The sequence below is a fragment of the Caproicibacterium argilliputei genome (assembly GCF_029211325.2).
GTDB classification, from domain to species: domain Bacteria; phylum Bacillota; class Clostridia; order Oscillospirales; family Acutalibacteraceae; genus Caproicibacterium; species Caproicibacterium argilliputei.
In genome coordinates, this window is sequence record NZ_CP135996.1 from 995,205 (window position 1) to 1,009,557 (window position 14,353).

General features: G+C 50.9%; 15 protein-coding genes. 11 read left to right on the plus strand and 4 right to left on the minus strand.

Going from position 1 to position 14,353, the window contains the following annotated elements:
• Nucleotides 1–40: 40 nt before the first annotated feature.
• The 5 genes from hisH to PXC00_RS04740 all read left to right on the plus strand — a co-directional run bounded on the left by hisH (nucleotide 41) and on the right by PXC00_RS04740 (nucleotide 3,939).
• The gene (gene hisH / locus PXC00_RS04720; RefSeq protein WP_316935112.1) at nucleotides 41–700 is read left to right on the plus strand and encodes an imidazole glycerol phosphate synthase subunit HisH; all 660 of its coding nucleotides are present in this window, start codon (nucleotides 41–43) and stop codon (nucleotides 698–700) included.
• Between the two features lie 3 nt (nucleotides 701–703).
• On the plus strand, nucleotides 704–1,465 hold the full coding sequence (gene hisF, locus PXC00_RS04725) for an imidazole glycerol phosphate synthase subunit HisF (RefSeq protein ID WP_275844405.1): 762 nt from the start codon (nucleotides 704–706) through the stop codon (nucleotides 1,463–1,465).
• 179 nt (nucleotides 1,466–1,644) lie between these two features.
• Nucleotides 1,645–2,235 carry an ECF transporter S component gene (locus PXC00_RS04730; RefSeq protein WP_275844406.1) on the plus strand — a complete coding sequence of 197 codons (591 nt, stop codon included), beginning with the start codon at nucleotides 1,645–1,647 and terminating at the stop codon, nucleotides 2,233–2,235.
• A gap of 324 nt (nucleotides 2,236–2,559) precedes the next feature.
• A complete protein-coding gene (locus PXC00_RS04735) occupies nucleotides 2,560–3,132 on the plus strand; it encodes a LemA family protein (protein ID WP_275844474.1) in 573 nt (190 codons plus the stop codon).
• A 9-nt stretch (nucleotides 3,133–3,141) separates the two neighbouring features.
• On the plus strand, nucleotides 3,142–3,939 hold the full coding sequence (locus PXC00_RS04740; RefSeq protein WP_275844407.1) for a TPM domain-containing protein: 798 nt from the start codon (nucleotides 3,142–3,144) through the stop codon (nucleotides 3,937–3,939).
• A 60-nt stretch (nucleotides 3,940–3,999) separates the two neighbouring features.
• Here PXC00_RS04740 and PXC00_RS04745 read toward each other — a convergent pair whose 3' ends face one another.
• The 4 genes from PXC00_RS04745 to PXC00_RS04760 form a co-directional block, all read right to left on the minus strand.
• Complete coding sequence (locus PXC00_RS04745) at nucleotides 4,000–4,587, minus strand: thymidine kinase (RefSeq protein ID WP_275844408.1); 588 nt, start codon at nucleotides 4,585–4,587, stop codon at nucleotides 4,000–4,002.
• A gap of 37 nt (nucleotides 4,588–4,624) precedes the next feature.
• Nucleotides 4,625–6,421, minus strand: coding sequence for an oligoendopeptidase F (gene pepF, locus PXC00_RS04750; protein WP_275844409.1), 1,797 nt, complete (start codon nucleotides 6,419–6,421; stop codon nucleotides 4,625–4,627).
• A 156-nt stretch (nucleotides 6,422–6,577) separates the two neighbouring features.
• The gene (locus PXC00_RS04755) at nucleotides 6,578–8,278 is read right to left on the minus strand and encodes a methyl-accepting chemotaxis protein (protein WP_275844410.1); all 1,701 of its coding nucleotides are present in this window, start codon (nucleotides 8,276–8,278) and stop codon (nucleotides 6,578–6,580) included.
• Nucleotides 8,279–8,719: 441 nt separating this feature from the next.
• A complete protein-coding gene (locus PXC00_RS04760; protein ID WP_275844411.1) occupies nucleotides 8,720–9,244 on the minus strand; it encodes a DUF4854 domain-containing protein in 525 nt (174 codons plus the stop codon).
• 594 nt (nucleotides 9,245–9,838) lie between these two features.
• On the opposite strand from PXC00_RS04760, the gene PXC00_RS04765 reads away from it, so the two are divergent.
• The 6 genes from PXC00_RS04765 to PXC00_RS04790 all read left to right on the plus strand — a co-directional run bounded on the left by PXC00_RS04765 (nucleotide 9,839) and on the right by PXC00_RS04790 (nucleotide 14,352).
• Complete coding sequence (locus PXC00_RS04765; RefSeq protein WP_275844412.1) at nucleotides 9,839–10,561, plus strand: LytR/AlgR family response regulator transcription factor; 723 nt, start codon at nucleotides 9,839–9,841, stop codon at nucleotides 10,559–10,561.
• Nucleotides 10,558–11,904: a sensor histidine kinase gene (locus tag PXC00_RS04770; protein WP_275844413.1), complete on the plus strand. Its 1,347-nt coding sequence runs from the start codon at nucleotides 10,558–10,560 to the stop codon at nucleotides 11,902–11,904. The genes PXC00_RS04765 and PXC00_RS04770 overlap by 4 nt, the downstream gene beginning before the upstream one ends.
• Nucleotides 11,885–12,511 (plus strand): accessory gene regulator B family protein, encoded by a 627-nt coding sequence (locus tag PXC00_RS04775; protein ID WP_275844414.1) that lies wholly within the window; start codon nucleotides 11,885–11,887, stop codon nucleotides 12,509–12,511. The genes PXC00_RS04770 and PXC00_RS04775 overlap by 20 nt, the downstream gene beginning before the upstream one ends.
• On the plus strand, nucleotides 12,495–12,626 hold the full coding sequence (locus tag PXC00_RS04780; RefSeq protein ID WP_275844415.1) for an AgrD family cyclic lactone autoinducer peptide: 132 nt from the start codon (nucleotides 12,495–12,497) through the stop codon (nucleotides 12,624–12,626). Before PXC00_RS04775 ends, PXC00_RS04780 begins: the two co-directional genes overlap by 17 nt.
• 435 nt (nucleotides 12,627–13,061) lie before the next feature.
• Nucleotides 13,062–13,928 carry a DUF2935 domain-containing protein gene (locus tag PXC00_RS04785; RefSeq protein ID WP_275844416.1) on the plus strand — a complete coding sequence of 289 codons (867 nt, stop codon included), beginning with the start codon at nucleotides 13,062–13,064 and terminating at the stop codon, nucleotides 13,926–13,928.
• 145 nt (nucleotides 13,929–14,073) lie between these two features.
• Nucleotides 14,074–14,352: an ArsR/SmtB family transcription factor gene (locus tag PXC00_RS04790; RefSeq protein ID WP_275844417.1), complete on the plus strand. Its 279-nt coding sequence runs from the start codon at nucleotides 14,074–14,076 to the stop codon at nucleotides 14,350–14,352.
• Nucleotide 14,353: the final 1 nt, after the last annotated feature.

Sequence of the window (14,353 nt, forward strand, 5' to 3'; positions counted from 1 at the left end):
AGAATTTTCATTCGGACATCATTGACTTTAGCAATGGACTATGCTAAACTATCTTACAAAAGCGGAACGGGGTGTTACCATGATTGCGGTCATCGACTATGGTGCGGGAAATCTGCAGAGTGTTCGGAAGGCGCTGGAATTTATCGGCTGCAGCGTGCAGGTTACAGCAGACCCGGCGGTGCTGCGCGCGGCGGATGGCGTGGTGCTGCCGGGCGTGGGGGCGTTTGGGGATGCCATGGCGCACCTGAAAGCGGCCGGTCTGGTCAATGCGGTGTATGACTTGGCGGAGTCGGAAAAGCCGTTTCTGGGTATTTGCCTGGGGCTGCAGCTGCTGTTTGAAAGCAGCGAAGAAGCGCCGGGTGTGCCCGGGCTGGGCATTTTTCGGGGCAAAATCTGCCGGATTCCGGCGCAGCCGGGGCTGAAGATTCCGCACATGGGCTGGAACAGCCTGACGATTCGGGATTCCTCCGGTTTGTTTCAGGGGCTTCCGCCGCAGCCGTATGTCTATTTTGTGCATTCCTATTATCTAAAAGCGGCTTATCCGAAAGAGGTGTCTGCAACGACGCAGTATGGGGTGGAAATCGATGCGGCGGTGCACCGCGGCAGCCTGTATGCCATGCAGTTCCACCCCGAAAAAAGCGGCAGGGTCGGTCTGCAGATTCTTCGTAATTTTGCGGCGCTGACCGGCAAGGAGGGGTAACGGATGTATGCAAAGCGGATTATTCCCTGTTTGGATGTGAAAAACGGCCGTGTGGTGAAGGGCACTTCCTTTGTGCACCTGCGCGATGCGGGAGATCCGGTGGCGTGCGCGGCGGAGTACGACCGGCAGGGTGCGGATGAACTGGTGCTGCTGGACATCACGGCTTCTGCAGAAGCACGCGGCACGCAGTTGGACTACGTCAGCGGCGTTGCGGAAAAGATTTTTATTCCGTTTACCGTTGGCGGCGGCATCCGTACTGCGGAGGATTTTCAAGTGCTGCTGCGCGCGGGTGCGGACAAGGTTTCTGTCAACAGTGCCGCCGTGCAGCATCCGGAGCTGATTACGGAGGCGGCGCAGAAATTCGGCAGCCAGTGCGTGGTCTGTGCGATTGACGCGAAGCGTCGTGCGCAGGGCGGCTGGAGCGTGTATATCCACGGTGGCAGAACCGACACGGGCTTGGACGCGCTGGAGTGGGCGCAGAAAGCCGCTGCCCTCGGTGCCGGTGAAATTCTGCTGACCAGCATGGATGAGGATGGCGTGAAGCAGGGGTATGACCTTGTGCTGACTGCCGCGGTCAGCGAGCGTGTGGGTGTGCCGGTGATTGCCTCCGGCGGCGCTGGAAAAGCAGAGCATTTTTACGATGCTTTTACGCAGGGAAAAGCGGATGCGGTGCTGGCGGCTTCACTGTTTCACTTTGGGGAGCTGACGGTTCCACAGCTGAAAGCGTACCTGCAGGGGCGCGGGATCCCTGTGCGGCTGACGTGACTGCAAAAAGCCTTTTTGCTTGCCTTTTTGGCGGGTTGTGGTATAATCAATGGGAAACCACAGATGCGGTTTTGTGGCTTCCCGTTTTTTTCGGACACGGGGGAATCTGCTTTCCCATGCCAATAAAAACAAATGCGCTGCATCCGCCAAAGCGGAGCGGCAGCAGGGAGGGATTCTAAATGAAAAAGCAGAAAACAGTTCAACTGGCAATGCTGGGGCTTTTCAGCGCGCTGGTAATTCTCATGAGTCTGACGCCAGTTGGCTACATCCGCACAGGCGTGGTCTCCATCACGCTGGTGCACATTCCGGTACTAATCGGCGCGGTGCTGCTGGGGTGGCAGGCCGGACTGATTCTCGGCGGTGTCATGGGTGTCTTCAGTATGATTGAGGCGTTCATCGCGCCCGGCGGATGGATTGACACCCTGTTCCAAAATCCGCTGGTTGCCATTCCGTCCCGCATGGCGCTGGGGCTGTTGGCGGCACTGTTCTTCTTTCTGTTCAATTTTCTGTTCAAAGGAAAGCGGAAGTCGCTTAGCATCGGTCTGGCGGCGGCGGTCAGCAAGCTGTGCAGCACGTTTTTGACGCTGCTGACGCTCGTACTGCTGTACCACAGTGTTCTGGAGGAGCACACGGGTCGCTCGGCGTTTGCCTTCCTCATCGGTTCCATTCTGACCGTGAATGGGTTGATTGAAATGGCGGCGGGCGTACTGATTACTGTTCCGGTCTGCATGGCACTGTTTAAGGCACAGAACAGGTTGGCACATACATAAAAAGAAGTCAAAAGCTGCTGCGGAACGCTGTTTCTGTGGCAGCTTTTTTAGCGGTTTCGGCGCGAATCGTGCGGTGCAATCTGCGCACAATATGAGCAAACCGTAAATTTTACGGCGCAGCCTTGCCCGCGGAATCGCTTTATGCTATGATGAACTTGGAAAAAGACTGTAAAAAGATTCGTGTGTTTCGCGGCAGCGAGGTGGTTTCACAACGCTTGTTTTTTGTATTTGGAGGGATTTATGATGCAGGAGAATTTTTCAAACGGACAAAATGGTGCGCCGGTGTATGCCGCACGCCCGCGCAGGAAAATCGGTGTGGGCGGCATGATCGGCATTGGGGTGCTGGTGGTGCTGCTCATTGCGGTGATTGCATCCATCGGTACGTACAACAGCCTGGTCACACAGCGGCAGTCGGTACGCACCCAGCTTGCACAGGTTGACACGGAACTGCAGCGCCGTAACGACCTGATTCCCAATCTGGTAAACACGGTCAAAGGTGCCGCAAATGTGGAAAAAAGCATCTATGACGATATTGCCAATGCACGCACCAAACTGGCAGGGGCCGGCACTGTGAAAGAGAAAGACGAGGCAAATTCCGCTCTGGACAGCGCGGTCAGTCGCCTGCTGGTGGTCGCGGAGCAGTACCCGACCGTACAGTCAAACAGCCAGTTTCACGACCTGACGGTTGAACTGGAGGGAACGGAAAACCGAATTCGGCAGACGCGGGGAAAATACAATACCGCGGCAGGAGATTACAATGCCGCTATCGAACGGTTTCCGTCCAATCTGGTTGCCAATCTGACCGGTTTTCAGCAGGCAGAACTTTTCCAGGCGGATTCGTCTGCGTCCAAAGTGCCGACTGTGGATTTTTCCAGCAGCGCGGCTTCCACGAAGTAAGGGAAGCTTATGATGAAAAAATTTGGGAAGCGGATGGCGTGCCTGCTTCTGTGTGCTGTGGCAGCCATATGGTCTGCTTCGGCAGTTTTTGCGCAGGAAATTCAGGTGCCGAAGCCGACTTCTGACTTTGCCAATGATTTTGCGGGGATTCTGTCTGACAGCACTAAAGAGCAGATTAACGAGGAGAGCCGGCAGCTGGAGAAAGAAAAAGGAATTCAGTTTGTTGTGGTTACGGTGCAAAGCTTAAGCGGCGAAAGCATTGAGGACTATGCCAATGCCCTTTTTAATCAGTGGGGAATCGGCAGCAAGGATACCGACCAAGGGCTGTTGCTGTTGGTTTCAAAAGAGGATCGCCGGGACCGGATAGAAGTCGGCAACGGGCTGCAGGGAGATCTTACAGATGTGCAGACCGATGACCTGCTGGAAAGCGGAAAGCCATATCTGAAAAAGAATGACTTTGATGCGGGAATCCGCGCCATTTATTCGGCTGCGCTGAACGAATTGGGAATGACGGTGTCGGACGGCATGGAACCGGCGTCTGCGGCAGAGGACGACAGGGAGTCCGGCGTTGACTCGGGCTCAGCGGTTGCCTTTGTAGTGATTGCACTGGTCTGCCTGTTCAGTGCATTTTCGCGCCGCGGACGTGGTCCGCGCGGACCCTTCGGGGGTATGCCAGGCGGCTTTTTCGGCGGTTTCGGCGGCGGAAACTTTGGCGGTTTTGGCGGCGGTGACGGTGGCGGAAGCTTTGGCGGTTTCAGCGGCGGGGGCGGTTCCTCTGACGGCGGCGGTGCGTCAGGCAGTTTCTAATTTTTATGAAACAAAAGAAAACGGACGCAGGCGGTGTATTCTCGCCGTGCGTCCGTTTTTTTACGGATTTTCATAGATATTATTCGTATGCTTCCAGCAGTGGTAGCACATCGGCAGGTAAGCGTCGTTTCCGCCCAGAAAGATTTGGCTGCCTTCGCGGATAATATTGCCGCTGCTGTCCAAGCGGGCGTTGACCGTGGCTTTTCTGCCGCAGCGGCACAGCGCCTCGATTTCAATAATCGTATCGGCAAGCTCCAGCAGCCGTTTGCTGCCCTCAAATAAATGAGATTGAAAGTCGACTTTCAGCCCGTAGCAGTACACGGGAATCGACACGCTGAGTTCTTTAAATTCTTCCGTCTGGCGGTTGGAAAAGAACTGCGCTTCGTCCGCGATAATCATATCCGGCAGTTGGTGTGACTGAAAATACGCCAGCAGCGAATCCTCAGGGCGAACAATCACCGCTTCCGCCTGCAGGCCGATTCGTGACTTGACCACGTGCAGGCCGTCGCGCGTGTCAACACTGGGCTTCATCAGCAGCACCGTGTACCCGCGTTCCTGAAAATTGTACTGCGTCATCAGTGCATTCGCCGTTTTGGAAGAACCGACTACACCGTAGTAAAAGCGAAGCTCACTCGGCAAATTTGACATGAACCTGATACCCCTTTGTTTTTGTCTTTCGCCGCTTTTACAGGGCACTTTCAAGCATATCCAGCAAGTCGTCAAACGTATGAATCACGTCTTCCATCGGCTTTGCCGTTTCCATATCCACACCGGCTCTGCGCAGGATTTCGATGGGATAGTTGCTGCTGCCGCTTTTGAGGAAGCCTTTGTAGCGCTCCACAGTGTCCTTGCCGTCCTGCAGAATCATGCGGCTGAAAGAATTGGCGGCAGCGTAGCCGGTTGCATACTGGTACACGTAAAAATCACGATAAAAGTGCGGGATTCTGGCCCATTCCATATCGTTTTCCGCATCGACGGTCATGTCCGAACCGTAATACTGCTTGTTTAAGTCGTGCCAGAAAGCGCACAGGTCTTTGGCGGTCAGATGAATGCCCTGCTCTGCCTTTTCATGGGTGTACAGCTCAAACTCAGCGAACAGAAGCTGGCGGAACACGGTGGTGCGGATTTGCTCCAGCTGCGAGTTAATGAGATACAGCTTGCGGTCACGGTCGGTTTCCTGTGCAATCAGGTGATGAATTAACAGCGCTTCATTGGTGGTCGAGGCGGTCTCCGCGCAGAACAGGGAGTAGTCCGAGTAAATGTACGGCTGATTTTTTGTGGAGTAATAGGTGTGCAGCGAATGGCCCATCTCATGCGCCAGCGTGGAAACGCTGTTCAAGTCGCCGTTAAAGTTCAGCAGAATATACGGCGGAACATCGTAGCACCCGGAAGAGTAAGCGCCGGAGCATTTGCCTTTGTTGGGATAGCGGTCTACCCAGCCGCTGGCAATGCCCTTACGGAACAAGTCAAGGTACTCGCTGCCCAGCGGCGAAAGTCCCTCCAGAACTGTCTGCACGGCTTCCTCAAACGTATAGTGCTTGTCGGGTACGTCAATGACCGGAACATACAAATCGTACATATGCAAATCTGGCAGATGCAGCAGCCGCTTTTTCAGGCGGACGTAGCGGTGCAGAGAGTCCAGATGCGTGTGGGCGGTCTGAATGGCCGTGTGATACACTTTCGTTGGAATGTTGTTTGGCGCTAAGGAGCACTCCAATGCGGAAGCGTAGTGATGCTGCTTTGCCAGAAATACAAAGTTTTTTATCGAAGAGGTCAGCAGAGAGGCAAAGGTGTTCTGGTACTTTCCGTAGGTCTGAAACAGCGCCAGAAACGCCTCGCGGCGCACATCGCGGTTTTTGGAAATTAGAAAGCGGTGATAGGTGCTTTCAGTCAGTTCCGCAGGCTCTCCCTGTTCGTTGTGAATTTCCGGGAAGGTCAGGTCTGCGTCTGTCAAAAAGTCATACGCAGTAGAGGGGGCCTCCAGGCAGTCGGAAACTGCCGCCAGCAACTGCTCGCTGCGGCTGTCCAGCGTATGCGGCTTTTTGCGCAGAATCTGCTCCAGAACGAAACGGTACACCTCTAGCGCAGGCTGCTCCTGCAGCTCTTTCTCTACGGTTCCCTCCGGATACGAGAGAATCTCCGGCTCAAAAAACGCTTCTTTGGCAGCCAACTCAGAGAGATAGGCGTTGATTTTTGCACGCAGTGCAATAAATTCGGTGTTGGTGGTATCTTCGTCGGCGCGGCGGTTGGCGTATTCTGCCAGTTTGCCTGCCGTACGGGAAACCTTTTCGTCTGCTTTAAAAAATGCGAGAAGTTGGTCGGCGTGATTCAGCTTGCCGCTGAACGTGGGCAGCGCCTCAGCTTCTTTCTGCAGCTTTTCAAAGTCTGCCTGCCACGCCTGCGTGTCCGGATACACGTTTTCAATCGTCCACTTGTCCTCGGCTGGAATTTCCGCTCGGGTTCTTACTTTCTGGTCGTTCAAGGAAAGCACCTCCGTTGTATTTTGTAAAGTTTTGCGGGCAAAGATTACAAATTCCTATCTTTAACAGCATACTCTCCCTTATACGTTTTTGCAAGCAAAGGCAGAAAAAACAGCCGTCGCAGAAAGTCGATTCTGCGGCGGCTGTTTGGCAAAGTCTTATTTGCGAAGCTGAATCCAGTTAATCTGTTCTTTCAGCTTTTCGGCCTGTTTGGAGAGTTCCTCGCTGGCGGCGGCGCTTTCCTCTGCGGTGGCGGAGTTGGTCTGTACGACTGCAGAAACCTGATCCACGCCTTGGGTAATTTGCGAGATGGCGGTTGCCTGCGCGGTAGAGGCATTTTCAATTTCACCGAGTTTATCGTTGATTTTGCCAATGTTTTCCGTGATTTCAGACAGAGCCTTTGCGGTGCTGTCTGCCAGTGTCAAACCATCCTGCACCTTGGAAACGGAGTTTTCAATCAGCCCGGAGGTCTGCTTGGCGGCGTCTGCGGAACGGCTTGCAAGGTTGCGGACTTCCTCAGCAACAACGGCAAATCCCTTGCCGGCTTCCCCTGCGCGGGCAGCTTCCACCGAAGCGTTCAGCGCGAGGATATTGGTCTGGAAGGCAATGTCGTCGATAACCTTGATGATTTTTCCGATTTCCTCGGAAGCGGAAGCAATATTCTGCATGGCGGTGAGCATCTGGGTCATCTGTTCGTTGCCGGTTGTGGCGTTGTCAGCAGTGGTTCCAACCTTATTGCTGATCTCTGTGATATTTGCAGAGGTTTCCTGAATTTTTCCGGAAACCTCGTCAATCTGCGAGGACAGTTCCTCAACGGAACTGGCTTGCTCGGTTGCGCCCTGTGCCAGAGCCTGCGCACCGTTTGCCACTTCACTGGAGCCGCTTTCCACTTGGTCTGCCGCTTCGTGAATGGAGGAGAAGATGTCATTCAGGTTTTTGAGAATGATATTCAGCGCGGTGGAAATCGGCTGGAAGTCCCCTTTATAAGCGCGGATTTCGTTATGGTCGCACTTTCCCTTTGCAATATCGGTCAGAACCTGTGACACTTCACCGACTACCTTCTGCAGAGCAGCAAACGCACCGTTCAGCGCCGTGGCGGTCACGCCGATTTCATCGCTGGATTCGTATTGTACCCGAACCTGCAGGTCACCCTCGGAAAACTGTACCGCACACTGGGAAAGTTCGGTCATCGGCTTGCTGATGGATTTTGTAATCCGAAGCGTCAAGATTATGGAGAGAATCAGACCGACTGCCATGATTGCGATTAAGGAATAAAAAACGATGGTGCTGTCTTGGTGACCGGCTTCATAGCTTACCTGTGCATTCTTTTGGCGAGTAGCCATGTATTGGTCATAAACCTCTAGAATTTGGTTACCGGTTTTATTGACCTCCTGCAGCATACTGGAGGCATTCTGTGCGCCGCCTTTGGTTTGCGCAGCTTCCAGAACTTCCTGCAACTTTGGATAATATGTATCTTCATAAAGCTTTTGTGCATTCGTCAGTTTGGTGTTCCACTCGCTTGTCAGCGTAGATGCAATCACTGCAGCACTCTTGCTGCGGTAATCTGCATCTTTTGCTTTAATTGTTTTGGTTAAGGTCGCAATCTGCTGGCTGGCATCATCGTTGGCAAATGCCGCAACCAGCGCAGCTTCACTTAAGGACTGGATGGAGCGGGTGTCCATCATAGCATCCGAAATCTGTGGTAGTGAGTTAATGCGCTCCTCCATGTCCGTTTCCAATTCTGAGCTCTTCTGTACGGCGAAAATACCCGCAAAACCTAAAACTATGGAAATTACAATCATAGCGGAAAAACCCGCAATCAGCCGTTGGCGAATACTCATATTGCTCCGTTTTTTCATAAAGCACTTTTCCCTTCATCATTTTCAGATTTGCAGTGGTTTGGCAGAAGTTTTGTCATATCTGCCGCACGCCGCATTTGATTTACCCAAGTTAACAAATTGATTTATACATTTTCTATAATTATATCTTTCTGACCGAATAAAGTCAATGAGTTTGACGAATTATTATCATATCAAATTAAATTAAAAGTTAACACTATATTTGTGGGAATTTACTGTTTCAAATCAAGAGTGTGCAATTTTAAGCAATATTTTTCCGCCTGAAAAACGTAAAAAGCAAAAAAAAATGGAACATAAGCAGATGAATCATGACAAAATGCTGCAAAATGCTGCAAAAATCAGTTTGCATTCTGGATAGTTAATTATAATTTATCATTTGTAAATTTGGCATAAAAAACCGCAGGAACGAAGTCCTGCGGAAATACTGCCTTATGCGGGCGGTTAGGATGCCTGAAACTCGCGGCTGATGATTTCTGAACCGTCCGCGTTTCGGTAGCTGACCACAACCACGGGATTGTCTACATGAACCGCCATTTTGAGCGCGGCCGCGACCGAAGTGAATGTGGACTTCTGTTCGTCAATGGCAGGAGCGAGGTCTTCTTTGCTGATATCCAGACCTTTCTGGAAAGTGTAGGTATAAATGAGTTTGTTGTCTTTACCGGTAATTTTAATGTCCATCCCCTGTTTGGACATTTTGGTGACCATCTCGGAAATCTGGCTCTGCATCTCATCGGAATTGACATACGCTTCAATGGAATCAAATTCCGCTTTTGCATCATCGGCAGCTGCGTTGTCCTTTGCGGACGTCGCGGCAGAGGAATTTTCTGCAGCAGCAGAGGAGGTCTGACTGCTGACGGCGGATGTGGAACTGTCTGTTTGGGATGCGGCGCCTCCGCAGGCCGTAACAGAGAGCATCAGAGCGGCTGCAAGCGCGGTCAGAGTGATGCTTTTAACCAGTTTTTTCATGTTTTTTCTCCATTCTCAAAAAGTGATGCGCCTATTCTATCGAATGCTGAAATGAAAGTCAAGAAATAAATATCCATCTAAAGGGTAATAGATGAAGATAAAGGCGTGATATAACATCACATTTAATAAAATGGGAATTTATATTGTAGAATGCTAATATAAAGCACTGAGAAGGAAGACGCATTTTATCTGCTTTCCCCATTGCAGAATAGACGCTTGTTTCGAGCGGCAAAAAAATACATCATGATTTGTGCAGAATGCAGAATTTTTCGGCAGCACAAGGCAGCTCCCAAAAACGAACGGAAAAGATAGCAAGGCACCTCCGGCAACCCTTTGCGGGGAAGCCGGAGGTGCCTTGTCCGCGAGAGCCACTCGCGCTTACAAATGCGTTCCTGTTGAAATATTCCTGTTCCTACATATTATAGCCCTAGTTTGGAAAGAAAGCAAGTGCCTTTTTCAATTAACGTGCATATTTTTGCAGTTCGCGGACACATATTTTCTTTTTTCTGCGGATGTGTTATAATTCACATAGAAAATATCTATGATTTTCAAGTAATTTTGTAAACCATTGTATGACCTGGGAGAGAGAAAGACGTGTTAGCAATTGCGGTGTGCGATGACGATCAGCCCTTCCTGCAAATTGTTTGCCAGAAGATTCGTCACTTTTTTAAAGCGGCGCAGATTGCCATCGAAGATACTTATTTTTCACAAAGCAGAGACCTTTTGCGAGAGGTTACTTACGGCAAGCGCTATGATTTGGTTCTGCTTGATATTGAAATGCCGGGGCACAGCGGTTTGGACATTGCCAAGGCAGTGCACGAAAAGCTGCCAAACTGCCTGATCGCTTTTTTAACGTCGCACAGCGAATACGCGATTGATGCGTACGAACTGTCTGTTTTCCGTTATATTCCCAAGTGTGAGCTGGACCGGCGCCTGGAGCCGGCACTGACGGATGCGCTGCGCATCCTGCAGATTGAGGAGAACCAGTCTTACATATTTAAAGGAATTAATCATGGGCTTCTCCGCGTTCCGTATCGGGAAATCGTATATATCAACAAGTCCAACCGGAACAGTTACTTTCATCTGCTGTCGCAGAAAGTGTACGCACAGCGCAAGCCGCTTAAGGATGTTTATGAGGAACTGTGCAGTGAGGATTTTCTGCTGATTGACCGCGGGTACATTGTAAATATCCTGCACATCATGCGCCTGGAAAACGGCAACGCAGTTTGCCGTGATGGCACGCGCATCAAGATCAGCCGACCGAATCTGCCGGTCATTCAGGAGCAGCTCTGCAAGTACTGGAGTTCAAATTTATGAGTGAAATTTACTGGGGCGTTGAGTTTTTGGCAACGCTGCTCGAAGGGTACCTTGGCATTTCTGTCATTGAAACGCTTGGGGACAAGCGCTTTTATGATAAGGAACAGACCGCATTCAAATGGGCTGCGGTTGTGGCTTATGCCGTACTGGTTACCCTAATGAACCAAATGGGGCTTTTTTCCTGGGCAACGGTGCTGCTGGCGATTCTGCTGATTGCAGCGGGTGGCTTTTTGATTAGCAGTGTGACGCCGCCTAAGGCTCTGTTTGTTTCCGCCATGTATATTGTTTCGCTGTCACTGCTGGAGGGGTTCCTGATTGCCGTCATGAGTTTTCTCAATGACGTTACCATCTCCTCGCTCATTTATCAAACCGGTTATATTCGCTCGGTGTATTTGGTGCTGGACAAACTGATTCAGTGCTGCCTGTTCCTGCTGTACAAACTGGCACTGAAAAAGACCAGCTTCAAGCTGGCACCGGCGTTCAGCTATTTTTTAATCGTTTTGCTCGGGCTTGCGCTGATGTCTGTTTTTGTGAAAACGGTCAGCGATAAGGCACTGCAGAGTTATCAATATGTTACAGGCATTTGCGGCGTGATTGTTTTAATTTGCCTGTTTACACTGGTGCAGTATTTCAATAAAGCGCAGAATTACCGGCAGGAACAGTTGGAAAATCAGAAGTTGCAGCTTGACGCGCAGCTGATTGAGCAAAAGTATAAGCAGCTCAACCAGCGGTACCATATCAATTCCAAGAATTTTCACGACTTCAAAAATCATCTCGTGGCTATTGACTGCCTGATTCAGCAGGAAAAGTATCAGGAAGCGCGGGAGTACATTCATCATATTACCAATGTGCCGCAGCAAGGTTACGAGAAAACCTATACCGGCATTTCGGTGGTGGATGCTATATTAAATGAAAAACAGGAACAGGCGCAGAGCAGCGGAATCACCATGACAGTTGATGCTTCATTGCCCCTGAAAACCAGCAACCGCGTTGCGGGGCCGGATATGTGCGTGATTTTGGCAAATCTGCTGGATAATGCACTGGAGGCGTGCGGAAAGCTGCCGGAAGGAAGAGAGCGGAAAATTGATGTTCGCGTTCATCCGCGCAACGATTTTTTGATTCTCCGCATTGCCAACACGGTGGCAGAAAATCCGCTGCAGCATAACTGCCAGTTGAAAACGACGAAAAAAAATTCCCAGCTGCACGGTTTTGGTCTGCAGAGCGTGCAGTCTTCCGTTAAGCGGTACAACGGAAGGCTTCTGCAGAATTATCAGGACGGCGAGTTTATTTCCATGGTGATTATTTCTTACAGAAAGGACGGAAATGCTGCACAGACTCTCTGAAAAATGCGCGCGGCTGCTTGGCCGGGCGGCAGAACTGGACGCCACGCAAACCGAACTGTACTGTTACGGCTTTGAGCAGATTCTCTCCACAGCAGCCATTGCAGTCACCATCTTTTTGATGGCGGCTGCGGTTGGTCATGTGCTGTATGCGTTTCTGTTTATTCTGTGCTTTGTGCCGGTTCGGGTGTTTGCAGGCGGTGTTCACTGTAGGACATACGGGGGATGTTTCCTGTTCAGCAACGGCCTGTTTGTACTGTCCCTGCTGCTGGGGACCATGATGCAGAAAATACCGAGCGGGGCAGCCGCTGCAGTGGATGCGGTTCTGCTGCTTTTGTGCAGCGTGGCCGTGTTTCTGCTGGCTCCGGTTCAAAACGAAAATCAACCGCTCTCGCGCCAAAAACATCTTCGCAACAAGCGAATGGCCAGATGTGTGATTCTGGTTCAAGCGTTTGCAATAATCACCGCCTGCCTGCTGTGCGCCGCAGAGCAGTGGAATCTGCGGGACTGCAGCTACGCTGTTGTTTCCACCGTGCTTTCCATTGCTTTGACAGCGGCAGCATGGTGCAGGCAGAGGAAAGGAGGAAAACAGAATGAAAAAAGCAGCTGACATCATTTCTAAGCTTGTCAAAGCAGCCGCAAAGTTCGGCGCAGGGGCCACTTCGGCGTCTTTCGGTTACCAGCCGAAAACTCCGGCCTGCCTGCGTGAAAAGGACGCTGACTAACAGGAAATGAAAGAGCTCCGGTCAGCCGCTGGCCGGGGTTTTTTCATGTGAATTCCCTGAATTCGGCGGCTTTGCCTATATGCGTTAGAAATGTTCAGAAGTGCAGTGGAGTGAAGTGCAGAATTTAACGGATTACGGTCAAAGTATCGAATTTTTAAACAGCGCATGGTAAGATAAATCTATCGTTTCAGAGAAGGTATGTATTGTTGTATCTTCAATGCTTCCTTTGATTCGCTGTGTTTTCAGAGATAGCCCCTTTGAAAGGCAGTTATAAGTTTCTCCTTCCTGTTCAACGTTATAAAAAACCAGCATTTTCTGTTTTTTGCAAGCAGAAAGTGCTGGTTTTTTATGCGTATCCGCGCGTGAAAATTCATAATCGCTGCCTATTTTTCATATGCATTTGCAAAATGATAAAAGAGGGAGCGATGGTTTGTTTTGAATTCTGAAGAATATGTGCGCGCTTCTGTGGAAACCTCTCTGTTTTGGACACGAATCATGAAGGAACACGCGATTTTCATCATCAGCTCGCTGCCGCCGGTGGAAAGGCAGCTTGCCGCGCAGGGAGAAATGTACCGCCGCCGGTTTACAAATTTTTTTCGGGAATTCCTCCTTCTTGCCAACGGGGTGGTGCCCGAAGCCATGCTGGCATCCGAGCAGTTCTGCACAGCGTACACCGAGCAGATTGAGCGACTTTTTCAGCGGCAGATCGGTGTGGAAACAAACAGTGCCTTAACCGTTCTGGAGTGTCACCTGATGCCTGCGGGTTCCGGCACAGTGCTGCATCCGCAACTGCAGGCGCGGGTTGCCGCGCTGAACAAACGGATTCAGCCGCAGCTGGATGCATTCATTGCCTACCAAACTGCTATGCTGCAGCAGCGTGCGCAGTGCCGGTTGTACTTTTCGCTGTATCCGTCGGCGCTGAACCATTTGATGAATGAAGCAAAGCGGTATCGGGAAGAATTGAACTTTCTGCAGTCCTGTGGGGATACCAAACCGGGCAGCTACATCGCCTTCTGGAATCAGGGAATGTCCGAGCACGCGAAGTCTTTACGCGGCGAGCTGGATTGGGTGGAAGTAAAGTCTATGGATACCGCCAATTCGTTTGCCAATATTTACGATGAATTGGCGGCGGCGCGACCGGACCAGAAAGCGGCGCTGGAATATACGCGCAAGTTCCAGACCTATGCGGAAGATGTCACCAAGCACACCATGGACTGTTCGCTCAAAGGCGTTATGACCGCACTGTACACGGACCACCTGCTGCGGGAAGTCAACCATTACCGCTATGAGCTGCAGCAGTAGCGGTTTTTCCTTTTTCGAAAGCAGACAGGCAGCGGCGGAGACACAGCGCTGTCTGTCTGCTTTTTTATGGTTTGCAGTTTGTGGTTGACGGATTTCCATTCATAGATTATAATATGTGAATATACGAATATAAAGGAGCAGACGCATGGACCCGATAGAGGAAAAACTCGAAAAGCGCGCGGAGCTTCTCAAGGCACTTGCAAACCCAGTCCGTCTGCGGATTTTGCGGGAGCTTTGTGTTAACAAAACCAATGTGACGGCTCTGTGCACTAAGCTGCAGATTCCACAGCCCACCATTTCCCATCACCTGTTGATTTTAAAAAATGCGGGAATTGTGAATGGCGAGCGCTGCGGTGCACAGATTACGTATCATGTGGATTGTGAAAAGCTGAAACCTTTTATCAAACAGTTGATTGAAGATTGAG

Bases quoted from the DNA above. Each gene is read 5' to 3' on its own strand.
- hisH (WP_316935112.1), top strand. From the start codon at position 41: ATGCTAAACTATCTTACAAAAGCGGAACGGGGTGTTACCATGATTGCG.
- hisF (WP_275844405.1), top strand. From the start codon at position 704: ATGTATGCAAAGCGGATTATTCCCTGTTTGGATGTGAAAAACGGCCGT.
- PXC00_RS04730 (WP_275844406.1), top strand. From the start codon at position 1,645: ATGAAAAAGCAGAAAACAGTTCAACTGGCAATGCTGGGGCTTTTCAGC.
- PXC00_RS04735 (WP_275844474.1), top strand. From the start codon at position 2,560: ATGATCGGCATTGGGGTGCTGGTGGTGCTGCTCATTGCGGTGATTGCA.
- PXC00_RS04740 (WP_275844407.1), top strand. From the start codon at position 3,142: ATGATGAAAAAATTTGGGAAGCGGATGGCGTGCCTGCTTCTGTGTGCT.
- PXC00_RS04745 (WP_275844408.1), bottom strand. From the start codon at position 4,587: ATGTCAAATTTGCCGAGTGAGCTTCGCTTTTACTACGGTGTAGTCGGT.
- PXC00_RS04755 (WP_275844410.1), bottom strand. From the start codon at position 8,278: ATGAAAAAACGGAGCAATATGAGTATTCGCCAACGGCTGATTGCGGGT.
- PXC00_RS04760 (WP_275844411.1), bottom strand. From the start codon at position 9,244: ATGAAAAAACTGGTTAAAAGCATCACTCTGACCGCGCTTGCAGCCGCT.
- PXC00_RS04770 (WP_275844413.1), top strand. From the start codon at position 10,558: ATGAGTGAAATTTACTGGGGCGTTGAGTTTTTGGCAACGCTGCTCGAA.
- PXC00_RS04775 (WP_275844414.1), top strand. From the start codon at position 11,885: ATGCTGCACAGACTCTCTGAAAAATGCGCGCGGCTGCTTGGCCGGGCG.
- PXC00_RS04780 (WP_275844415.1), top strand. From the start codon at position 12,495: ATGAAAAAAGCAGCTGACATCATTTCTAAGCTTGTCAAAGCAGCCGCA.
- PXC00_RS04790 (WP_275844417.1), top strand. From the start codon at position 14,074: ATGGACCCGATAGAGGAAAAACTCGAAAAGCGCGCGGAGCTTCTCAAG.